Source organism: Pseudomonas sp. Je.1.5.c, assembly GCF_051129895.1.
In the GTDB taxonomy this organism is placed as follows: domain Bacteria; phylum Pseudomonadota; class Gammaproteobacteria; order Pseudomonadales; family Pseudomonadaceae; genus Aquipseudomonas; species Aquipseudomonas urmiensis.
In genome coordinates this window covers 99414-122820 of record NZ_JBCPSP010000011.1, presented here as the reverse complement: position 1 = coordinate 122820, position 23407 = coordinate 99414, and the positions used below count along the sequence as shown (strand labels likewise).

13 protein-coding genes are annotated in these 23407 nt (G+C 64.4%); 4 read left to right on the top strand and 9 right to left on the bottom strand.

Going from position 1 to position 23407, the window contains the following annotated elements; genetic code table 11:
* Positions 1-2: 2 nt before the first annotated feature.
* The 6 genes from ccoO (AAZU54_RS11500) to ccoN (AAZU54_RS11475) form a co-directional block, all read right to left on the bottom strand.
* Positions 3-611, bottom strand: coding sequence for a cytochrome-c oxidase, cbb3-type subunit II (gene ccoO, locus AAZU54_RS11500; RefSeq protein WP_186555662.1), 609 nt, complete (start codon positions 609-611; stop codon positions 3-5).
* On the bottom strand, positions 611-2053 hold the full coding sequence (gene ccoN / locus AAZU54_RS11495; protein ID WP_186555663.1) for a cytochrome-c oxidase, cbb3-type subunit I: 1443 nt from the start codon (positions 2051-2053) through the stop codon (positions 611-613). Before ccoN (AAZU54_RS11495) ends, ccoO (AAZU54_RS11500) begins: the two co-directional genes overlap by 1 nt.
* 461 nt (positions 2054-2514) lie before the next feature.
* A complete protein-coding gene (gene ccoP, locus AAZU54_RS11490) occupies positions 2515-3456 on the bottom strand; it encodes a cytochrome-c oxidase, cbb3-type subunit III (protein WP_186555664.1) in 942 nt (313 codons plus the stop codon).
* Positions 3453-3644, bottom strand: coding sequence for a cbb3-type cytochrome oxidase subunit 3 (locus AAZU54_RS11485; protein ID WP_186555787.1), 192 nt, complete (start codon positions 3642-3644; stop codon positions 3453-3455). The genes ccoP and AAZU54_RS11485 overlap by 4 nt, the downstream gene beginning before the upstream one ends.
* 9 nt (positions 3645-3653) lie before the next feature.
* Positions 3654-4262, bottom strand: a complete 609-nt coding sequence (ccoO, locus tag AAZU54_RS11480; RefSeq protein WP_186555665.1) for a cytochrome-c oxidase, cbb3-type subunit II — start codon at positions 4260-4262, stop codon at positions 3654-3656.
* Positions 4263-4275: 13 nt separating this feature from the next.
* Positions 4276-5700: a cytochrome-c oxidase, cbb3-type subunit I gene (ccoN, locus tag AAZU54_RS11475; RefSeq protein ID WP_186555666.1), complete on the bottom strand. Its 1425-nt coding sequence runs from the start codon at positions 5698-5700 to the stop codon at positions 4276-4278.
* A 49-nt stretch (positions 5701-5749) separates the two neighbouring features.
* On the opposite strand from ccoN (AAZU54_RS11475), the gene AAZU54_RS11470 reads away from it, so the two are divergent.
* On the top strand, positions 5750-6439 hold the full coding sequence (locus tag AAZU54_RS11470; protein WP_434727175.1) for an alpha/beta family hydrolase: 690 nt from the start codon (positions 5750-5752) through the stop codon (positions 6437-6439).
* 75 nt (positions 6440-6514) lie between these two features.
* Here the strand turns inward: AAZU54_RS11470 and AAZU54_RS11465 are convergent, their stop codons facing one another.
* Together AAZU54_RS11465 and AAZU54_RS11460 are read right to left on the bottom strand one after the other, a co-directional pair.
* On the bottom strand, positions 6515-6799 hold the full coding sequence (locus AAZU54_RS11465) for a pyrimidine/purine nucleoside phosphorylase (RefSeq protein ID WP_186555667.1): 285 nt from the start codon (positions 6797-6799) through the stop codon (positions 6515-6517).
* A 73-nt stretch (positions 6800-6872) separates the two neighbouring features.
* Positions 6873-7424 (bottom strand): exonuclease domain-containing protein, encoded by a 552-nt coding sequence (locus AAZU54_RS11460; RefSeq protein ID WP_434727174.1) that lies wholly within the window; start codon positions 7422-7424, stop codon positions 6873-6875.
* A 152-nt stretch (positions 7425-7576) separates the two neighbouring features.
* On the opposite strand from AAZU54_RS11460, the gene AAZU54_RS11455 reads away from it, so the two are divergent.
* Both AAZU54_RS11455 and AAZU54_RS11450 read left to right on the top strand, forming a co-directional pair.
* On the top strand, positions 7577-8377 hold the full coding sequence (locus AAZU54_RS11455; protein WP_392465284.1) for a substrate-binding periplasmic protein: 801 nt from the start codon (positions 7577-7579) through the stop codon (positions 8375-8377).
* 63 nt (positions 8378-8440) lie between these two features.
* Positions 8441-9454 (top strand): GNAT family N-acetyltransferase, encoded by a 1014-nt coding sequence (locus AAZU54_RS11450; protein ID WP_434727173.1) that lies wholly within the window; start codon positions 8441-8443, stop codon positions 9452-9454.
* Positions 9455-9542: 88 nt separating this feature from the next.
* Here the strand turns inward: AAZU54_RS11450 and AAZU54_RS11445 are convergent, their stop codons facing one another.
* Positions 9543-10070: an RNA polymerase factor sigma-70 gene (locus tag AAZU54_RS11445; RefSeq protein WP_186555671.1), complete on the bottom strand. Its 528-nt coding sequence runs from the start codon at positions 10068-10070 to the stop codon at positions 9543-9545.
* Positions 10071-10387: 317 nt separating this feature from the next.
* Here AAZU54_RS11445 and AAZU54_RS11440 point away from each other — a divergent pair, with 317 nt between their 5' ends.
* Positions 10388-23341: a non-ribosomal peptide synthetase gene (locus tag AAZU54_RS11440; protein ID WP_434727172.1), complete on the top strand. Its 12954-nt coding sequence runs from the start codon at positions 10388-10390 to the stop codon at positions 23339-23341.
* The last annotated feature ends 66 nt before the right edge of the window (positions 23342-23407 follow it).

The window sequence follows — 23407 nt, the reverse complement described above, 5'->3', positions numbered from 1 at the left end:
CGTCACCGTTTGCTCTTGATGATGGTGCCAAGCCCTTGCAGGTACGCCACCAGGGCGTCCATCTCGGTCTTGCCCTTGACCGCGTCGGCGGCGCCGGCAATGTCGGCGTCGGTGTACGGCACGCCCAGGGTGCGCAGTACTTCGAGCTTCTTCGCGGTGTCCTTGCCGTCGAGCTTGTGCTCGACCAGCCACGGGTAGGACGGCATCTTCGACTCCGGCACCACGTTGCGCGGGTTGTACAGGTGCGCGCGGTGCCAGTCATCGGAGTAGCGCCCACCCACCCTGGCCAAGTCCGGACCGGTACGCTTGGAGCCCCACAGGAACGGGTGATCCCAGACGCTTTCACCGGCCACCGAATAGTGGCCATAACGCTCGGTTTCGGCGCGGAACGGGCGAATCATCTGCGAGTGACAACCCACGCAACCTTCGCGGATATAGATATCGCGCCCTTCCAGTTCCAGCGCAGTGCGCGGCTTCATGCCTTCGACCGGCTTGTTGGTGACGTCCTGGAAAAACAGCGGGACGATCTGGGTCAGGCCGCCAATGCTCACGGCAATGACCATGAAGAAGGCCAACAGGCCGATATTCTTCTCGACTGCTTCATGCTTCATCAGTGGGCTCCCACGACGACGATCTTGGCGGCTTCTTCCGCTTGCGTGGCATCAGCGGCACGTACCGTGCGCAACACGTTGTAGGCCATCAGCAACATCCCCGAGGCGAAGAACGCACCGCCCAGGGCGCGGACGATATAGCCCGGATGGCTGGCCTGCAGCGCCTCGACGAACGAGTAGGTGAGCGTGCCGTCATCGTTGATCGCGCGCCACATCAGGCCTTGGGTGATGCCGTTGACCCACATCGAGGCGATGTACAGCACAGTGCCGATGGTCGCCAGCCAGAAGTGCGCGTTGATCAGCCCGACGCTGTGCATCTGCGCCCGGCCGTAGAGCTTGGGAATCATGTGATACACAGCGCCAATCGAGATCATCGCAACCCAACCGAGGGCGCCAGCGTGGACGTGGCCGATGGTCCAGTCGGTGTAGTGCGACAGCGAGTTGACTGTCTTGATCGCCATCATCGGCCCTTCGAAGGTCGACATGCCGTAGAACGCCAGCGACACCACCAAAAAGCGCAGGATCGGGTCGGTGCGCAGTTTGTGCCAGGCTCCCGACAGGGTCATCATGCCGTTGATCATGCCGCCCCAGCTGGGCGCCAGGAGGATGATCGACATGACCATGCCCAGCGACTGCGCCCAGTCAGGCAGGGCGGTGTAGTGCAGGTGGTGCGGGCCGGCCCAGATGTACAGGGTGATCAGTGCCCAGAAGTGGACGATCGACAGGCGATAGGAGTAGATCGGCCGCTCGGCTTGCTTGGGTACGAAGTAGTACATCATGCCCAGGAAGCCCGTGGTCAGGAAGAAGCCCACGGCGTTGTGCCCGTACCACCACTGGATCATCGCGTCGGTTGCGCCGGCATACGCCGAATACGACTTGAACAGGCTGACCGGCAGCGAGATGTGATTGACGATGTGCAGCATCGCGGTGACCACGATGAACGCGCCATAGAACCAGTTACCAACATAAATGTGCTTGGTCTTGCGCTTGACGATGGTGCCGAAGAACACCAGCGCGTAGGTGACCCAGACGATGGCCAGCAGGATCGCGATCGGCCACTCGAGCTCGGCATATTCCTTGGTGGTGGTGTAGCCCATCGGCAGGGTGATCAGCGCACCGACGATCACCGCCTGCCAACCCCAGAAGGTGAAGGCGGCCATGCTGTCGGAGATCAGCCGGGTCTGGCAGGTGCGCTGCACCACATAGTAGGATGTGGCGAACAGTGCACAGCCTCCGAAGGCGAAGATCACCAGGTTGGTGTGCAGTGGGCGCAGGCGTCCGAAGCTCGTCCATGGCAGGTCCAGGTTAAGCTGCGGCCATACCAGTTGCGAGGCGATGAAGACGCCCAGGCCCATGCCAAGGATCCCCCAGACCACCGTCATGATGGCGAACTGGCGGACGACCTTATAGTTATAAGCAGTCGGACTGATTGCTGTGCTCATTCTAAGGTTCCACGGTTTGGGTAGTTCTTGTTGGTTGAAAAATCGGCGCCAGTATCGGTAACCCCTAGGGTTATGGCAACGCAAGGATCCTTGCGCCGACCCGTGTCCAGGCCCTCTCACCGCCGTCCCGCGGTTGTCGGGTTCGGAGGATTGTACACAAATAAATATTTGTAATGTGTACCGTTTTTCACCTTTTTCTGATCGATCGGTCAAGCTTTTTTTCGAGGGCCAGGGCACGCAAGACATCATCCCAAAGCCGTAGGTAAAGCGTTCCAAAGTTCTGCGCAGCGTCAGGCCATGCGCCGCGTCGCAGACCGGCGCACGATGCGCGGTCACTTGGGCAACAAGCTTAGTTCTGTTCGAGGGGGGTGCAAGGGGGAGGGGGGAAACGCATCGCGGGGCAAGCCTGCTCCCACGTTGTGCGTGAGAGCGGGCTTGCCCCGCGATAAGGCTTGCGGCGATTACTTGGCGGTTACAGTCTCAGCAGGCTCCTCTTGCGACAGGCTGTACACATAAGCGGCCAGCAGATGCACCTTGTCATGCCCCTGAATCTCTTCCTGGGCCGGCATCTGCCCCTGGCGACCATAGCGAATGGTCTGTTGCAGCTGGGCAAAGCTCGACCCATAGATGAACGCCTGTGGGTGAGTCAGGTCAGGCGCGCCCATCACTGGCGTGCCCTTGCCTTCAGGCCCATGACACGCCACGCAGTTGGCGGCAAAGATCTCCTGGCCCTTGAGCGGATCAGCCTTGACCCCTTGCGGCAGGCTGCGACCATCCATGCGGGTCAGCACGAACGCCGCCACATCGGCTACGCCCTGCTCACCGATCACCTCGGACCACGCCGGCATGACGCCATGGCGGCCGCCCATGATCGAGGCCTTGATGGTTTCCGGCTCGCCGCCCCAGCGCCAATCCTTGTCGGTCAGGTTGGGAAAGCCATAGGCGCCCTTGGCGTCCGAGCCGTGGCACACCGAGCAGTTGGAGGCGAACAGCCGGCTGCCCATCTTCAGCGCCTGCGGATCCTTGGCCACTTCCTCCACCGGCATGGCGGCGAACTTGGCGAAGATCGGGCCGAAGCGGGCGTCGGCCTTGTCCATTTCCTTCTGCCATTCCTTCACTTGCGTCCAGCCGTCCTGATAGCCGGGCAGTACGCCTTTCCAGTTGCCCAGGCCCGGATACAGGATCAGGTAGCCGACGCCAAAGGCCAGGGTGCCGACGAACAGCCAGAACCACCATTTGGGCAACGGGTTGTCGTACTCCTCGATGCCATCGAAGGCGTGGCCCATGGTTTGGTCGGTGGTGTCCTTGCTCTGGCCCTTGCGGGTGCCGAGCAGCAACCAGGTCAGGCCGATCAGGCTGCCGAGGGTCAGTACGCTGATGTACGTACTCCAGAAGGTGGTCATTGCTGGGTGCTCCTCATGGCAGGTTCCTGCCCGGCGGGGGGCAGGCGGTCATCGTCGAAGGGCAGCAGGCGCGCTTCGGCGAAATCACGGTCGCGGCGACGGTTGAAAACCCACAGGCTCAGGCCGATGAAGGCGATCATCACCACCAGGGTGCCCAGGCCGCGGATCATGCCGATGTCGATTGACAGTTCCATCGCTTACCTCTTGTTCTTGATCGCGGTGCCGAGCACCTGCAGGTACGCCACCAACGCGTCCATCTCGGTGTGGCCTTTGACCGCGTCCCGGGCGCCAGCGATGTCGGCGTCGCTGTACGGCACGCCGAGGGTGCGCAGGGCACGCATCTTGGTGTCGGTATGGCTGTTGTCGACCTGGTGCGCGACCAGCCATGGGTAGGACGGCATCTTCGACTCCGGCACCACGTTGCGCGGGTTGTACAAGTGCGCGCGGTGCCAGTCGTCCGAGTAGCGTCCACCCACCCGGGCCAAGTCCGGGCCGGTGCGCTTGGAGCCCCACAGGAACGGGTGATCCCAGACGCTTTCACCGGCCACCGAGTAGTGGCCGTAGCGCTCGGTCTCGGCACGGAATGGGCGGATCATCTGCGAGTGGCAACCCACGCAGCCTTCGCGGATGTAGATGTCGCGGCCTTCGAGCTGCAACGCGGTGTAGGGCTTCATGCCTTCGACCGGCTTGTTGGTGACGTCCTGGAAGAACAGCGGGACGATCTGGGTCAGGCCGCCGATGCTGACGGCGAACACCATCAACAGTGCCAGCAGGCCGACGTTTTTCTCGATGACTTCATGTTTCATCAGGCTTGTCTCCTCAGGCCAGCTGGGCGTTCGCAGGGGCGGCGACGGCGGCCGGTGCGCGCACCGTGCGCCAGGTGTTCCAGGCCATCAGGAACATGCCGCTGAGGAAGATCGCACCACCGACGAAGCGCACGATGAAGCCTGGGTGGCTGGCCACCAGGGTCTCGACGAACGAGTAGGTGAGCGTGCCGTCGCTGTTCACCGCGCGCCACATCAGGCCCTGGGCGATGCCGTTGACCCACATCGAGGCGATGTACAGCACGGTGCCGATGGTCGCCAGCCAGAAGTGCGCGTTGATCAGGCCCAGGCTGTACATGCGCTCTTTGCCGTAGATCTTGGGAATGGTGTGGTACAGCGCGCCGATCGAGATCATCGCAACCCAGCCCAGGGCGCCGGCGTGGACGTGGCCGATGGTCCAGTCGGTGTAGTGCGACAGGGCGTTGACCGTCTTGATCGCCATCATCGGCCCTTCGAAGGTCGACATGCCGTAGAACGCCAGGGACACCACCAAAAAGCGCAGGATCGGGTCGCTGCGCAGTTTGTGCCAGGCCCCCGACAGGGTCATCATGCCGTTGATCATGCCGCCCCAGCTCGGGGCCAGGAGAATCAGCGACATGACCATGCCCAACGACTGCGCCCAGTCGGGCAGGGCGGTGTAGTGCAGGTGGTGCGGGCCTGCCCAGATGTACAGGGTGATCAGCGCCCAGAAGTGGACGATCGACAGGCGATAGGAATACACCGGGCGTTCGGCCTGCTTGGGCACGTAGTAGTACATCATCCCCAGGAAGCCTGCGGTCAGGAAGAAGCCCACCGCGTTGTGCCCGTACCACCACTGGACCATGGCGTCGGTGGCCCCGGCATACACCGAGTAGGACTTGGTCAGGCTGACCGGGATTTCCAGGTTGTTGACGATGTGCAGCAGCGCCACGGTGAGGATGAACGCACCGAAGAACCAGTTACCGACGTAGATGTGCTTGGTATTGCGCTTGATCAGCGTGCCGAAGAACACGATCGCGTAGGCCACCCAGACGATGGTGATCAGGATGTCGATCGGCCATTCCAGCTCAGCGTATTCCTTGGAGCTGGTATAGCCCAACGGCAGGCTGATGGCCGCCAGCACAATCACCAGCTGCCAGCCCCAGAACGAGAACGCCGCCAGTTTTGGTGCGAACAGGGTGGTCTGGCAGGTGCGCTGCACCGAATAATAGGAGGTGGCAAACAGCGCGCAGCCGCCGAAGGCGAAGATCACCGCATTGGTATGCAGCGGTCGCAGGCGGCCGAAGCTGGTCCACGGTAGGTCGAAGTTGAGGGCGGGCCAGGCGAGTTGAGCGGCGATGAAAACGCCGAGCCCCATCCCGACGATTCCCCACACCACCGTCATAATGGCGAATTGGCGGACCACCTTGTAGTTATAGGCGGTACTGGTTGTTGTGTTCATGTATGGGTTCCCATCCACGGTTATAGGCAGGCTAAACAGCGAGGCAAGCATGATTAATGGGCAAAGTGCCGGTATTGACGGGGATCAATGGGCGCAAGTGGCAAATGTCCCAGGCTTGCGCTGCGATCCTGCGCAAATGGGCGGCGAACAGGGCTATGTGGGTGGTCTGATCCTGGCCCATGGCGCGGGCGCGCCGATGGACAGCGGGTTTATGCAGGACATGGCGCAAAGGCTGGCGGCACAAGGGGTAGCGGTGGTGCGCTTTGAATTCCCCTACATGGCCGAGCGGCGGCTAACGGGCGGCAAACGCCCGCCCAACCCGCAGAAGGTGTTACTGCAATGCTGGCGCGAGGTGTACCGGCAGGTGCGACCTTTGGTCACGGGCAAGCTGGCCATTGGCGGCAAGTCGATGGGCGGGCGCATGGCCAGTTTGCTGGCCGATGAGCTTGAGGCCGATGCACTGGTGTGCCTGGGTTATCCGTTCTATGCGGTGGGCAAACCCGAGAAGCCGCGGGTCGAGCATTTGGCCGGGCTGCGCACGCCGACCTTGATCATTCAGGGCGAACGCGATGCCTTGGGTAACCGCGAGGCGGTCGAGGGCTATGAGCTGTCGCCAGCGATCGAGGTTTGCTGGCTGGGGGCGGCGGACCATGACCTTAAGCCATTGAAGGCCTCGGGCTTGACCCATGAGGGGCTTTTGCAGACGGCGGCTGAGCGAATTGCGGCGTTTCTTGGTTAGCGCATTTTGCGGCCGCCTTGCGGCCCATCGCAGGCAAGCCAGCGATGGGCTGCAAAGCAGCCCCTATGACGACAATCAGTCGCGGTACTCGCACAGGTAAGCGGTCTCAACCGCTACCTTGAGCTGGAACTTGCTGTCGGCCGGCACATTGAACTGGCTGCCAGCGGTGAAGTTTTCCCAGTTGTCGCTGCCTGGCAGCTTGACGTTCAGCGCGCCGGAAACCACGTGCATGATCTCGCGCTTGGCCGTACCGAACTCGTATTCGCCCGGGGCCATGACGCCAACGGTGGCCGGGCCTTCGCTACCGGTGAAGGCGATCGACTTGACGGTGCCATCAAAGTATTCATTGACCTTGAACATGGGCGACTCCTGAAAAAGCGATGGAAAAAGGGCTGGCCAGTATGCCCAAGGCCTGCCCCGTCGTCATCTGCTTTCAGGTGCCTTCGACAGGCAAGCTCAGCGGTAGCAAACGCGCGGTATTACGCGCATCTTCCAGGGCCCGATGCTGCTGGCCAGTGAACTGCAGGCCAGCCAGTTGCAGGGCACTGTTCAGGCCAGCCGGGCGCTGCAAGTGCCGCGCCTTGGCAAAGCGCTGCTTGAGGTTGATGTGCGGCAGCTCCTGGAGAATGCTGCGCACTTTGTAGTCATGCCACTCCTGTAGCAGTTGCCTGCGGTCATAGTCACCCCAGCTGACCCAGGCTTGCAGATCTTGCGCCTGCTGGCCAAGCCAGCCTTCGAATTGCGCCCAGGCCTCTTTGAAACACGCAGCAGCATCCACATCAGCCTGGCTGATATGGGTCAGCTCACGGCAAAAGGGCGTTAATTGCGGTCGCCGTTTCGGTTTGACGAAGCACTGGAAGTGGTCAACCTCGCGGCCTTCACGGGTTACCAGGCTCGCGCCGATTTCAATGATTTCCATCTCCGTGACCGGCCAACCACCGTCGTCGGTGGTAGCCTCCAGGTCGATCACCAACCAATGGCCCATGCCAGGCTCCCTCGCAAGTCTCGCTAGAGAGTAGCCAAAGTCTGCGGCGTCCGACATCCCCTGGCACTTTGGCATATCCGGCGGTTGTGTACGCCTGTGAAAACGCCTAGCTTAGGCGCATTAAGGTCGCATACCGTGATGAGTGTCTCGTCTTGACTCCAGCCCCCAGCCTCAAGGCCGTGTCCTGCTTGCTGAGCTTGGCCGCGTTGTGCCTGGGCGCAGCAGGCCAGGCTGCGGCGGTGGTCGAGGTGAGGATCGGTGCGGCGCATTTCCCGCCTTATACCGTGCGCCCCGAGCAGGGCGGCGAAAGTGGCTTGCTGGCACAACTGGCCGAGGCGCTCAACGCGTTGCAAGATGATTATCGCTTCGTCCTGGTGCCCACCTCGATCCAGCGCCGCTTTGGTGATTTCCAGCAAGGCCGCACCGACATGGCGATCTTCGAGAACCCCAAATGGGGTTGGCAGCAAATTGCCTACCAGGCGGTAGACATGGGCCTTGAAGATGCCGAGATTTTCGTCGCCCACCAGCAAGGCAGCCGCGATCAGCAGTATTTCCAGGACCTGCGCGGCAAGCGCCTGGCCCTGTACAACGGCTATCACTACGCCTTCGCCGAGTTCAACTCCGATCCGCATTACCTGCGCCAGACCTACGGCGCGACGCTGACCTATTCGCATGACAGCAACCTGTCGATGGTCCAGCGCGGGCGGGCCGATATTGCCTTGGTCACGCGCTCGTTCTTCAGCGATTTCCTGGCACGTAACCCCGACAGCCGCAGCCAATTGATGGCTTCCGAGCGGGTCGACCAGGTCTACCATCACTATGCCTTGCTGCGACCGCAAGCGCCGATCAGCCCCCAGGCCTTCGCGCAACTCATGCGGCGCCTGCGTGAAAATGGCGAGCTATTGCGCATTTTTCAGCCCTACCGAATCACCGTCGCAGCCCCCGTCGACTAAATTAGCCGGCAGTGGCCACGTTTCAGGAGTGAGCCTCTCTTTCATTTCCGGTGAGCCAAGACCATGCCGTTCGATGCCGCTTCACAGCCGCTGTCCCTGCCACGTTGGCGCAGTTTGAGTGCCGATGAGGGCGACTGTCGGCTGAGTTTGACCCTTGAAGGACGCCCGCTGATCCAGCTCCGGCTGGTGCCCGGCGAGGTGTTTGAGGTGCACGTGCAAGCGATCTGTGGCGAGCGCCGCCAGCAGGCGCTGTGGGCTGCCTGCTACTGGTTGTTTGCGCGCGACCCTGCATGCCAGCGCCTGCACTGGCACCTGAGCGATCCGCTGGCGCAAGCCCAAGCCAGCGGCCTGTTGCTGGCGACCGAAGACGCCGGCGTGTACCGCAGCGAACGCACGTTGTTCTGGCAGTTGCCCCAGCCGTGGTTGGGCGAGTCGCATGACGGCGTCTATCCCCAGCAAATGCACATCAGCAACGGCAAGCGCCACCCGCTACGAGCACCCAAGCCACGCGGTGAAGTGTATCGACGTTTCGATGCACGCCTGGGGGCCTGGGTGTCGCTGCGCACGCTTGAGATCGAGCACGATCTTGAGCGTTACAACCGCTGGCAGAACAACCCGCGAGTGGCGCACTTCTGGCAGGAGCAGGGCAGCCTCGAGCAGCACCGCGAGTACTTGAGCAAACTTGAAGCCGACCCCCATACCCTCACCCTGATCGGCTGCTTCGATGATCAGCCGTTCGCCTACTTCGAAGCCTACTGGGCCAAGGAAGACCGCATCGCGCCGTTCTACCCAGCCGAGGACTATGACCGCGGCATCCACATGCTGGTAGGTGAAGAAAACCATCGCGGGCCGCACAAGGTCGCCAGCTGGATGTCGGCGCTGGTGCATTACCTGTTCCTGGATGACCCGCGCACCCAGCGGGTGGTAGCCGAGCCGCGGGCCGACAACGCCAAGATGATCGGCTACATGCACGATCAGTGCTTTCACTGCGAGAAGGAGTTCGATTTTCCGCACAAGCGCGCGGCACTGATGATCCTGGGGCGCGAGCGTTTCTTCGATCACTGCACGCTCGCCTAGCGGCTCGAGCTGCAAGTTTGGAGCGGCAAGCTGCAAGTAGAAGCGGTGCGGTGTGCGGCTTTTTCTTGCAGCTTGTGCTTGCCGCAGCTCAGTGACGGGTAGCGGTCTTGCGGCAGTGGATCAGGGCATCGCGGATCATGAAGTTGACCAGGGTCGGCGAGACGCCGAGCTCTTTGGCGATGTCTTTCTGCGGTACGCCGTGCAAGCGGTACATCTCGAAGGCGTAGCGGGTGCGCTGGGGCAGCTCGTTGAGCGCCTCGGCAATGTGTTCGAGGGCCGCCAGGTTGATATGGGTGGCTTCCGGCGAGGCGTTCTGGATCACCACGTTGAGGCCTTCTTCCTCACTGCCGGAGTACTTCAGCTCCATCGCCTGCTTGCGGTAGTGATCGATCGCCAGGTTGCGCACGATCTGGAACAGATAGCTCAACTGAGCCTTGAACGAGGAGGTGATCTGCGGCGCTGCGCTGAGCCGAAAGAAGGCATCCTGTACCACATCTTCGGCACGCGAACGGCAGCCGGTGATGCGCGCGGCAATTTTGACCAGGATGTTGCGGTTGTCGACGAATGCTTGGAGTAATGGTGAATCGCACTTACTTGTGGATAGTTGTTCCGCCATGGAAATCACCTTGTTCTCTGAGGAAAGGAAGCAACCTGTAACTGCATGCTTCCAACGACGGTCGACAAGCTATTCCCAATGATAATGATTGTCAAATACGAAAGTTAATGAGACTCCATTCGTATTGGTTCTAAGCTTACCCGCGTGAACCGGTTCACTTCGCGCTAGCCGCGCGACGCGCTGTTCCGCCCTCTGCGCAGTTAATTATTTGCCTCGCCCATCCGTTCCCCTGTGTACATCCAGCTGCCGAACCCTGCCCTCCAACCTTGCGTGGCGGCGTTCGGTGCGACTCACCCAGACACTGGCAGGAACACCCCATGACGGACGCCTTCGAACTCCCGCACTCGCTGGTCCAGGCCTTGGCCCAACGCGCCGCGCAGACCCCGGACCGGATCGCCTTGCGCTTTCTGGCCGATGATCCTCGCGAGCAGGCCGTACTCAGTTATCGGGACCTCGACCTGCGTGCGCGAACCATCGCCGCGGCGCTGCAACAGCGCGCCGAGTTTGGCGATCGGGCGGTGTTGCTGTTCCCCAGTGGTCCGGACTACGTCGCGGCATTCTTCGGCTGCCTGTATGCCGGGGTGATCGCGGTGCCGGCCTATCCGCCAGAGTCGTCGCGCCGTCATCACCAAGAGCGCCTGCTGTCGATCATCGACGATGCCGAACCGCGTTTGCTGCTGACGGTAGAGGCGCTGTGTGACAGTTTGCAGGGCCTTGAGGCTCTGGCCGGTGACGCCGCGCCTGAGCTGCTGGCCGTCGACCCTCTGACCCCAGCCCTGGCCGATCAATGGCGCCAGCCGCAGCTGGCCGGCAGTGACATCGCCTTTTTGCAGTACACCTCCGGCTCCACCGCGCTGCCCAAGGGCGTGCAGGTCAGCCACGGCAACCTGGTGGCCAACGAGCAACTGATTCGCCACGGCTTTGGCATCGACCTGAACCCGGACGATGTGATCGTCAGCTGGTTGCCGCTGTACCACGACATGGGCCTGATTGGCGGCCTGCTGCAACCGATCTTCAGCGGCGTGCCGTGCGTGCTGATGTCGCCGGGGTATTTCCTGGCGCGGCCGCAGCGCTGGTTGCAGGCGATCAGCGAATATGGCGGCACCATCAGCGGCGGCCCGGACTTCGCCTACCGCTTGTGCAGCGAGCGGGTCAGCGAGGCGGCCTTGGCTGGGCTCGACTTGAGCCGCTGGCGCGTGGCCTATTCCGGCTCCGAGCCAATCCGCCAGGACAGCCTGGAGACCTTCGCCAGCAAGTTCCAGGTGTGCGGTTTCGACCCGCAGAGCTACTTCGCCAGCTATGGCCTGGCCGAGGCGACCCTGTTCGTCAGCGGCAGCCGTCGTGGCCAGGGCATTGCCGCGCTGGAGATCGACGCCCAAGCGTTTGCCAGCCACCGCGCCGAGCCAGGCACAGGCAGCGTGCTCATGAGCTGCGGCTACCCCCAGCCAGGCCATGCGCTATGCATCGTCGACCCGCAGCGCCAACGCGTGCTGGGCGACAACCTGGTCGGTGAAATCTGGGCCAGTGGCCCGAGCATCGCCCTGGGCTACTGGCGCAATCCCGAGGCCAGCGCGCGCACCTTCGTCGAGCTGGACGGCCAGACCTGGCTGCGTACCGGCGATTTGGGCTTCATGCGCGAGGGCGAGGTATTCGTCACTGGGCGTCTGAAAGACATGCTCATCGTGCGCGGGCAGAACCTCTACCCGCAGGACCTGGAACAGACCTTGGAGCGCGAGGTCGATGTGCTGCGCAAGGGCCGGGTGGCGGTGTTCGCCGTTGATGATCAAGGCGAGGAGGGCATTGGCGTTGCCGTGGAGATCAGCCGCAATGTGCAAAAGGCGCACACGCCGCAAGAGCTGATCAAGACCCTGCGCCAGGTCATCGCCGACGCCTGCCGCCAGGCTCCGGCAGTGGTGCTGCTGCTCAACCCGGGTGCCTTGCCCAAGACCTCCAGCGGCAAACTGCAACGTTCAGCCTGTCGCCTGCGCATGGACGATGGCAGCCTGGATTGCTACGCACGCTTCCCGGCCGTCGCCGAGCAGACGCTAGACGCTGCGCCGGCTGATGAACTGCAAACCCGCATTGCCGCCATTTGGCGCGAATTGCTCAAGGTCGAGGCGGTTGCGCCAGACGATCACTTCCTGCTGCTGGGCGGCAACTCCATCGCCGCCACCCAGGTCACTGCGCGGCTGGCCGACGCGTTGGGCATCAACCTGAGCCTGCGCACGCTGTTCGAGGCGCCGCTGCTGGCCGACTACAGTGCAGCCGTGGCCGCGCTGCTCGCCGAGGGCGGACAGGGCAATGGCCGCATCGACACGCTGGGCCGTGGCCAGGCATTGGCGCAATCGCTGGCGCAGAATCGCCTGTGGCTGCTGTGGCAACTGGAGCCGACGTCGGCTGCCTACAACATCCCGGCTGGCTTGCACCTGCGCGGCGAGCTGGATGTTGCCGCCCTGGAGCACAGCTTCCAGGCATTGGTGGCCCGCCACGAATCGTTGCGCACGGTGTTCAGCGAGATCGATGGCCAGGCCCTGCAACGGGTGCTGCCTGAGCAGCGGTTGGTTCTACAGCAGGTCGATCTGCACGGGCTGGATGCGACTGAAGTCGCTGCCCGTCGTCAAGCCGAGGCGCAGCAGCCGTTCGACCTGATCGAAGGACCGTTGCTGCGGGTGACCCTGGCGCGGCTGGATGACGAGGATCATCAACTGTGGGTGACCCTGCACCACATCATCGCCGACGGTTGGTCGCTGAATATTCTGCTCGACGAGTTCGCCCGCCTCTACGCGGCCCGCTGCCAGGGCCAGCAGGCGAGCCTGGCGGCGCTGCCGCTGGGCTATGCCGACTACGCTATCTGGCAGCGCCAGTGGCTGGCTGAAGGCGAGGCCGCGCGTCAGCTCGAACACTGGCAACAGCAGCTGGGCGATGAACTGCCGGTGCTCGACCTAGGCAGCGACCACCCCCGCTCCAGCCAACAAGACAAGCGCGCGGCACGCCTGAGTGTGAAAGTCCCGGCCAAGCTTGCCGACGCGCTCAAGGACTTGGCCCGCGAGCAGCAGGCCAGCCTGTTCATGGTCCTGCTGGCCGCCTGGCAAGGCCTGCTGCACCGCTATACCGGCCAGGGCGACATCCGCGTCGGCGTGCCCAATGCCAACCGCCCGCGCCTGGAAACCCAGGGCATGGTCGGCTTCTTCATCAATACCCAGGTGCTGCGCGCCCAGCTCGATGGTCGGCAGTCGTTCGCCCAGCTGTTGGCCCAGGTGCGCCAGGCGACCCTGCACGCCCAGGCCAATCAGGACTTGCCGTTCGAGCAACTGCTCGAAGCCTTGCCGCAGGCCCGCGAGCAGGGCCTGTTCCAGGTCATGTTCAACCACCAGCAACGCGACTTGTCGGCGCTGCGCCGTCTGCCCGGCTTGCTCGCCGAAGAGCTGCCATGGCACAGCCGCGAAGCCAAGTTCGACCTGCAGCTGCACAGTGAAGAAGATCATCAGGGCCGCCTGAGCCTGGCCTTCGACTATGCCGCCGAGCTGTTCGAAGCCAGCACCATCAAGCGCCTGGCCAATCACCTACTGGCGTTGCTCGAACAGGTCAGCGCGCAGCCACAGTTGACCTTGGGCGAGGTGCAGTTGCTCGATGAACAGGCCCGCGCACAATTGTTGGGCTGGGGCCAGGCGCCCGCGCCCGTGGCGCAGCGCCTGCTGGTCGAGCAACTCAACGAACAGGCGCGGCTGACGCCTGAACGCACCGCGCTGGTGTGGGAAGGCGGCAGCCTCGACTACGCCAGCCTGCACCAGCAGGCCAACCGCCTGGCGCATTACCTGCGCGACAAGGGCGTCGGCCCCGACACCTGCGTGGCCATCGCCGTGGAGCGTTCGCCGCTGTTGCTGGTCGGCCTGCTGGCGATCGTCAAGGCCGGTGGCGCCTACGTGCCGCTGGATGTCGACTATCCGCCAGAGCGCCTGGCCTACATGCTCGGCGACTGCCAGGCCAGCCTGCTGTTGAGCCACAGCAACCTGCTCGAACGCCTGCCGCAGGTGGCTGGGGTCAGCACCATCGCCCTCGATCAATTGCACCTGGACAGCTGGCCCAGCCAGGCGCCGGGTCTGCACCTGGACGGCGACAACCTCGCCTATGTGATCTACACCTCCGGCTCCACCGGCCAGCCCAAGGGCGTCGGCAACACCCACGCGGCCTTGGCTGAGCGCTTGCAGTGGATGCAAGCCACGTACGCGCTCGGTGACAGCGATGTGCTGATGCAGAAAGCGCCGATCAGCTTCGATGTGTCGGTGTGGGAGTGCTTCTGGCCGCTGATCACCGGCTGCAAGCTGGTCCTTGCAGGCCCTGGCGAGCATCGCGACCCGCAGCGCATCGCCCAATTGATCCAGCAGCATGGGGTGACAACGCTGCACTTCGTGCCGCCGCTGTTGCAGGTGTTCGTCCAGGAACCACTGGCCGCCAACTGCACCAGCCTGCGTCGGCTGTTCTCTGGCGGTGAGGCGTTGTCGGCCAACCTGCGCGAGCGCGTCCTGCAGCTGCTGCCCCAGGTGCAGTTGCATAACCGCTATGGCCCGACCGAGACCGCCATCAACGTCAGCCACTGGCATTGCCAGAGCGCGGACGGCGAGCGCTCGCCGATTGGCCGGCCGCTGGCCAATGTGCTGTGCCGGGTCCTCGATGATCAGCTGGAGCTGAGCGCGCCGGGTGTTGCCGGCGAGCTGTATCTGGGTGGGGTGGGCCTGGCCCGCGGTTATTTGGGCCGACCGGGGCTGACCGCCGAGCGCTTCGTGCCGCAAGCCGATGGTAACGGCGAGCGCCTGTACCGCAGTGGCGACCGCGCCCGCTGGTGGGTTGAGCAGGGTGCCCTGGAATACCTCGGGCGTCTCGACCAGCAGGTCAAGGTGCGTGGTTTTCGCGTCGAGCCCGAAGAAGTGCAGGCGAGCCTGCTGGCCCAGGCGGGTGTCGAACAGGCGGTGGTGCTGATCCACCAGGATGCCGTCGGCGCGCAGTTGGTCGGCTACTACAGCGGCGTCGAGCAAAGCGCTGCGCTGCTGGCTGCCTTGGCCGAGCGCTTGCCGGCGTACATGGTCCCGGCGCAACTGATCCATCTGGCGCAGATGCCATTGGGCCCAAGCGGCAAGGTCGAGCGCAAAGCCCTGCCGGCACCGGTTTGGCAGCAGCGTGAGCATGTCGAGCCGCAGACCGAGCTGCAGCAGCAGGTCGCGGCCATCTGGCGTGAGGTGCTCAACCTGGAACAAGTCGGCCTGCAGGATGATTTCTTCGCCCTCGGTGGCCACTCGTTGCTGGCCACCCAGATCGTCTCGCGGACCCGCCAGGCACTGGATGTCGAGCTGCCGCTGAAGGTGCTGTTCGAGGCCAGTGAGCTGGCAGCGTTCTGCGCCGCAATCGCCAGCATCCGCGAACGTGGCGAACGTAACCAGCAGGGCGAGATCGCCCGGGTCGACCGTCGTCAGGCGGTGCCGCTGTCGTATTCCCAGCAACGCATGTGGTTCCTCTGGCAGATGGAGCCCGGTAGCCCCGCCTACAACGTCGGCGGCATGGCTCGCCTGCGTGGCACCTTGCACGTGGATGCCTTCGAGCGCGCCCTGCATGCACTGATCGCCCGGCACGAGACCCTGCGCACCACCTTCCCCAGCATCGATGGCGTGCCGTACCAGTGTGTGGCCGAGCACAGCGCGCTCAAGGTGCAATGGCATGACTTCAGCGCCACCCCAGCGCCGCAGCGCCAACAACGTCTGCAGGCATTGGCCGACGCCCAGGCCCACCAGCCGTTCGACCTGGAGCGCGGCCCATTGCTGCGTGCCTGCCTGGTCAAGGCCCAGGAGCGTGAGCACTACTTCGTGCTGACCCTGCATCACATCGTCACCGAAGGCTGGGCCATGGACATCTTCGCCCGCGAACTGGGCGAGCTGTACGAGGCCTTCGTCGACGACCGCGAATCGCCCCTGGCGCCGTTGCCGGTGCAGTACCTGGACTACAGCGTGTGGCAGCGCCAGTGGCTGGAAGGGGGCGAAGGCGCACGGCAACTGGCCTACTGGCAACAGCGCCTGGGCGATGAACACCCAGTGCTGGAGTTGCCGACGGACCGCCCGCGCCCGGCAGTGCAGAGTCACCAGGGCGCGCTGTATCGCTTCGACCTCGACCCCGCCCTGGCCGCCCGCGTGCGCGCCTTCAACAGCGAACGTGGCCTGACCCTGTTCATGACCATGACCGCTACCCTGGCGACCTTGCTGCACCGCTACAGCGGCCAACGCGACCTGCGCATCGGCGCGCCGGTGGCCAACCGCATTCGCCCGGAAAGCGAAGGCCTGATCGGCGCCTTCCTTAATACCCAGGTGCTGCGCTGCGAGCTCGATGGCCAGATGCGCGGCGCCGAGCTGCTCGAACAGGTGCGCCAGACCATCGTTGCAGGCCAGTCGCACCAGGACCTGCCGTTCGATCAGTTGGTCGAAGCCCTGCAGCCACCGCGCAGCAGTGCCTACAACCCGCTGTTCCAGGTGATGTGCAACGTTCAGCGTTGGGCCTTCCAGCAGAGCCGCGAGCTGGCCGGCATGCAGGTCGACTACCTGGTCAACGACGCCAGCGCGACCAAGTTCGACCTGTATCTGGAAGTCACCGACCTCGACGGTCGCCTGGGCTGCTGCCTGACCTACAGCTGCGACCTGTTCGACGAGCCGCGCATCGTGCGCATGGCCGAGCACTGGCAGCAGCTGTTGATCGGCCTGATCGACAACCCGCAGCAACGCCTGTGCGAACTGCCGATGCTCAGCGGCGCCGAGCAACAAGTGCTGGTCGGCCAATTGCAGGGCGAGCATGACTTCGACCTGGGCCACACCCTGCACGGCCTGTTCGCCGCCCAGGCCGAGCGCACGCCGCACGCCCGTGCGCTGACCTTCGCTGGCCAGCACCTGAGCTATGCCCAGCTCGACCAGCAAGCTAACCGCCTGGCGCGTGCCCTGCGCGAGCGTGGTGTCGGGCCGCAGGTACGCGTCGGCCTGGCCCTGGAGCGTTCGCTGGAAATGGTCGTTGGTCTGTTGGCGATCCTCAAGGCTGGGGGCGCCTACGTGCCGTTGGACCCGGAATACCCGCTCAATCGCTTGCACTACATGATCGAGGACAGCCGCATCGGCTTGCTGTTGGGCCAGCGTGCGCTGTTCGACAGTATCGGCCAGTTGCCTGCGGGCGTAGCGCGCTGGTGCCTGGAAGATGACGCAGCGTCACTGCCTAGCTACAGCGATGGGCCGTTGGCTAACCTCAACCTGCCGCAGCACCAGGCCTACCTGATCTACACCTCCGGCTCCACTGGCAAGCCCAAGGGCGTGGTGGTCAGCCATGGGGAAATCGGCATGCACTGCCAGGCGGTGATCGCCGCCTTCGGCATGCGCAGCGACGACTGCGAACTGCACTTCTATTCGATCAACTTCGACGCTGCCACCGAGCGCTTGCTGGCGCCGTTGCTGTGCGGTGCGCGGGTGGTGATCCGCGCCCAAGGCCAGTGGGGCGCCGAGGACATCTGCCAACTGGTGCGCGAGCAGCAGGTGAGCATCCTCGGTTTCACCCCAAGCTACGGCAGCCAGCTCGCCCAGTACCTGGCAAGTGTTGGCGAGCAATTGCCGGTGCGCCTGGTCATTACCGGTGGCGAAGCGCTGACGGGTGAGCACCTGCAACGCATCCGCCAGGCGTTCACCCCAGAGCAGCTCTTCAATGCCTATGGGCCGACGGAAACCGTGGTCATGCCGCTGGCCTGCGTGGCCCCGCAGACGCTGCCCGCCGATGCCGGCAGTGTGCCGATTGGCCGGATGATCGGCGCGCGTACCGCGTACATCCTCGATGAAGACCTGGCGCTGCTGCCGCAAGGTGGCATCGGCGAGCTGTATGTCGGCGGTGCCGGCTTGGCTCAGGGTTATCATGACCGGCCGGGGCTGTCTGCCGAGCGCTTCGTCGCGGATCCGTTCAGCCATGATGGGGGGCGTCTGTACCGCACGGGCGACTTGGTCCGTCTGCGCGCTGACGGTCTGGTGGAGTACGTTGGCCGCGCCGACCAGCAGGTTAAGATCCGCGGTTTCCGCATCGAGCTGGGCGAGATCGAAAGCCGCCTGCAAGAACATGCCGAGGTCGACGAGGCAGTCGTGCTGGCGCTCGACCTGCCGGGCGGCAAGCAGTTGGTCGGTTATCTGCTCTGTGAGCAGGCCAATGCCGACAGCCAAACCCAGGCCAGCCTGCGCGAAGCGGTCAAGGCGCATGCCCGCCGCCACCTGCCGGACTATATGGTGCCTGCGCACCTGGTACTGCTTGCACAGCTGCCACTGATGGGCAACGGCAAGCTCGATCGCCGCGCATTGCCAGCGCCGGACCTGGAGCAGGCGCAGCAGCACTACCAGGCCCCGGCCAACGAGCTGGAAGCGCAACTGGCGCAGGTTTGGTGCGAGGTGCTCAACGTCGCGCGGGTGGGCGTGCAGGACAACTTCTTCGAACTGGGCGGCGATTCGATCCTGTCGATCCAGGTGGTCAGCCGGGCGCGGCAGCTGGGCTTGCAGTTCACCCCGCGTGACCTGTTCCAGCACCAGACCATCCAGACCCTGGCGGCGGTGGTCAGCCGCAGCGAGGCGCCAAGCGACATCGAGCAAGGCCAGCGCCAGGGCAGCACTGCGCTGACGCCGATCCAGCATTGGTTCTTCGACAGCCAAGTGCCCGAGCCGCAGCACTGGAACCAAGCCGTGCTGTTGCAGGTGCGCCAACCGTTGCAGGCGCAAACCCTGGAGCAGGCCTTGGCGGGCTTGCTCGCTCACCACGACAGCCTGCGGCTGAATTTCACCCAGGTGAACGGTCGCTGGCAGGGGCGGTACGCCCAGCCAAGCGCCCAGCCCTTGCTGTGGACCGCTACCGTGGCAAATCTCGACGACTGCCAGGCGCTGTACAGCGATGTGCAGCGCAGCCTCGACCTGGAGCAGGGGCCGCTGTTGCGCGCCTTGCTGGTCAGCGACGGGCAGGGCGGCCAACGCCTGCTGCTGGCGATCCACCACCTGGTGGTCGACGGTGTGTCCTGGCGGGTGCTGCTCGAAGACTTGCAGGCGTTGTACCGCGGTGAGGCGCTGGCGGCCAAGACCCACGCGATGGGCGACTGGGCGGCGCGCCTGGCGGCCTATGCTGGTAGCGATTCGTTGCGTGATGAGCTCGATTGGTGGCAAGGCCAGCTGGCCAGTGTCCGCCACGAGCTGGCGTGTGATCATCCGCAAGGCGCCAACCTGCACCGTCATGCCCAGACCCTGGCGATCAGCCTGGATGTCGAGCAGACCCGCCAGCTGCTGCAACAGGCACCCGCCGCTTATCACACCCAGGTCAACGACCTGTTGCTGACTGCCCTGGCGCGTACCCTGTGCCGCTGGAGTGGTGACAGCGAGGTGTTGGTGCAGCTCGAAGGCCATGGTCGTGAAGGCTTGTTCGAAGACCTCGACCTGACCCGCAGCGTCGGTTGGTTCACCAATGCCTATCCCTTGGCCTTGAGCCCCGAGCTGGGCGAGGGCGAGCAAGCCCGCGCAGGCTCGATCAAGCGTATCAAGGAGCAACTGCGCCAGGTGCCGCACAAGGGCCTTGGCTATGGCGTGCTGCGCTACCTGGCCGATGATGCCGGGCGCGAGCGCATGGCGGCCTTGCCCCAGGCGCGGATCACCTTCAATTACCTGGGCCAGTTCGACCAGCAGTTCGATGCAGCGGCGTTGTTCCAGCCGCTGGATGCGCCAGCAGGCCTGGCCCATGACCTGGACGCGCCGCTGCCCAACTGGCTCAGCGTCGATGGCCAGGTCTATGGCGGCGCCTTGCAGCTGCGCTGGACCTTCAGCAACCAGCGGTATAACGCGCGCACCATCGCCGAGCTGGCCGAGGCCTATCGCCGTGAACTGCTGGCGCTGGTCGAGCACTGCCTGGCAGAGGGCAACGGCAGCTTCACCCCGTCGGACTTCCCCCTGGCGCAACTGAGCCAGGAGCAGATCGACAGCCTGCCCATCGCCGCGGCCGAGATCGAAGACGTCTACCCGCTGACGCCGATGCAAGAAGGCATGTTGCTGCACACCCTGCTCGAGCCGGGCACCGGCATCTACTACATGCAGGACCGCTACCGGATCAACAGCGCGCTCGACCCGCAGCGCTTCGCCCAGGCCTGGCAAGCGGTGGTGGCACGCCACGAAGCCCTGCGCGCCTCGTTCAGCTGGAATGCCGGCGAAGCGATGCTGCAGATCATCCACAAGCCGGGCAAGACCCCGGTGGATTACCAGGATTGGCGCGGCCTCGACGCGCAGGCCCAGGAAGCGCGCCTGCAGGCCCTGCATAAAGAAGAACGCGAAGCCGGCTTTGCCCTGTTGAGCCAGGCGCCGTTCCATCTGCGCCTGGTGCGTGTGGCCGATGAGCGCTACTGGTTCATGATGAGCAACCACCACATCCTGATCGATGCCTGGTGCCGCTCGCTGTTGATGAACGACTTCTTCGAGATCTACCAGGCCCTCGGCGAAGGCCGCCAGGCGCAACTGCCGGTGCCGCCGCGCTACCGCGACTATATCGGCTGGCTGCAACGCCAGGACCTCGAGGAGGCGCGCCAGTGGTGGCAGGCCAACCTGGCCGGTTTCGAGCGCGCCACGGCGCTCCCCAGTGACCGTCCGCTGCGCCATGACCATGCCGGCGACGGCATGATCGTCGGCGACTGCTACACCCGCCTGGACGTGGCGCAAGGGGTGCGTCTGCGCGAGCTGGCCCAGGCTCACCAGCTGACCATCAACACCTTCGCCCAGGCGGCCTGGGCCTTGCTCCTGGCGCGCTACAGCGGCGAGCGTGACGTGGTGTTCGGGGTGACGGTGGCTGGGCGTCCGGTCAGCCTGCCGCAGATGCAGCGCACGGTTGGCCTGTTCATCAACAGCGTCGCCCTGCGCGTGCAGTTGCCGGCAGCCGGCCAGCGCCAGAGCGTGCGCCAGTGGCTGCAAGGCCTGCTGGAGCGCAACATGGAACTGCGCGAGTACGAGTACCTGCCGTTGGTGGCGATCCAGGAGCGTAGCGAGCTGCCCAAGGGCCAGGCGCTGTTCGACAGCCTGTTCGTGTTCGAGAACGCGCCGGTGGAAACCGCCGTGCTCGATCACGCCCAGCACCTCAACGCCAGCTCCGACTCAGGTCGCACCCACACCAACTTCCCGCTGACGGCGGTGTGCTACCCGGGCGATGACCTGGGCCTGCACCTGTCGTTCGACCAGCGCTACTTCGACTACCCGACCGTCGAGCGTTTGCTGGCCGAGTTCAAGCGCCTGCTGCTGGCGCTGGTCGAAGGCTTCGACGGCGATGTCGCCGAGCTGCCATTGCTCGGCGCCGAGGAGCAACGCTTGCTGCTCGATGAGTGCAACCGCACCGAGCATGCCTACAGCTTGGAACAGAGCTATGTGGAGCTGTTCGAGGCGCGGGTTGCCGCGCATCCCGAGCGGATCGTCGCGCGCTGCCTGGAGGCCTCGTTCGACTATGCCGGGCTGAACCTGGCGGCCAACCGCCTGGGCCATGCCCTGGTCGCGGCGGGGGTGACCCTCGATCAACCGGTGGCGCTGCTGGCCGAGCGTGGCTTGCCCTTGCTGGGGATGATCGTCGGTAGCTTCAAGGCCGGCGCCGGCTACCTGCCGCTGGATCCTGGCTTGCCGGCGGCGCGCCTGCAGCGCATCGTCGAGTTGAGCCGCACGCCAGTGCTGGTGTGCAGCGCTGCGCAAGCCGACCAGGCGCGCCAGTTGCTCGATGAAGTGGCGGGTGCGGTACGACCGAAACTGCTGGTGTGGGAAGACGTCCAGGGCAGCGCCGTGGCCAGCCATGACCTGGGCATTCACAGTGGGCCAGACAACCTGGCCTATGTGATCTACACCTCCGGCTCCACCGGACTGCCCAAGGGGGTGATGGTCGAGCAGCGCGGCATGCTCAACAACCAGCTGAGCAAGGTGCCGTACCTGGTACTGGATGAGCAGGACGTGATCGCCCAGACCGCCTCGCAGAGTTTCGACATTTCGGTCTGGCAGTTCCTCGCCGCGCCGTTGTTCGGCGCCCGGGTAGAGATCGTGCCCAATGCCATCGCCCATGATCCGCAAGGCTTGCTGGCGCATGTCCAGGCCAGCGGCATCACCGTGCTGGAAAGCGTGCCGTCGCTGATCCAGGGCATGCTCGCCAACGATCACCAGCACCTGGATGGCCTGCGCTGGATGCTGCCGACCGGCGAGGCCATGCCGCCTGAGCTGGCCGCGCAGTGGCTGCAGCGCTATCCGGCGATTGGCCTGGTCAACGCCTATGGACCGGCGGAATGCTCGGATGACGTGGCGTTCTTCCGCGTCGATGCGCAATCGACCCAGGGCAGCTACCTGCCGATTGGCACGCCGACCGACAACAACCGCCTGTACCTGTTGAACGAGGACCAGGCGCTGGTGCCCTTGGGCGCGGTGGGCGAGTTGTGTGTCGCCGGTACCGGGGTTGGCCGTGGGTATGTCGGCGATCCCATGCGCACGGCACTGGCGTTCATCCCGCATCCCTATGGCGCGCCGGGTGAGCGTCTGTATCGTACCGGCGACCTGGCGCGGCGCCGGCCGGATGGCGTGCTCGAGTACGTCGGGCGCATTGACCATCAGGTGAAGATCCGCGGTTATCGCATCGAGCTGGGCGAAATCGAAGCCCGTCTGCACGAGCAGGGCGAGATTCGCGATGCGGCGGTAGGCGTGCAGGAGGGCGCCAACGGCAAGCACCTGGTGGGCTATCTGGTCGCGCATCAGGGCATCGTCGCCGACGCCGCGCTGCTCGAACAGGTCAAGCAACGCCTGCGCGCCGATCTGCCGGAGTACATGGTGCCGCTGCACTGGGGCTGGTTCGACAGCCTGCCGCACAACGCCAACGGCAAGCTCGACCGCAAGGCGCTGCCGGCCATCGACATCGCTAGCCAGCACAGCCAGGCCTACCTGGCGCCGCGCAACGAGCTGGAACAGACCCTCGCCGGGATCTGGGCCGATGTGCTCAAGGCCGAGCGGGTAGGGGTGCACGACAACTTCTTCGAGTTGGGCGGGCATTCGTTGCTGGCGACCCAGATCGCCTCGCGGGTGCAGAAGCAGCTGCAGCTCAACGTGCCGTTGCGCGCGATGTTCGAGTGCAGCACGGTAGAGGAGCTGGCCAGCTACGTGCAGGGCTTGCAGGACACGGCGCTGGACGACGACAAGGTCGACCGGCTCAGTGACCTGATGGCCGAGCTGGAGGCGCTTTGACTGCCGGCGCCTGAGCTAAGGGCTGGCTGCCGAGTTCGGCATCCAGCCCGGTTTTGTGGTGTCACG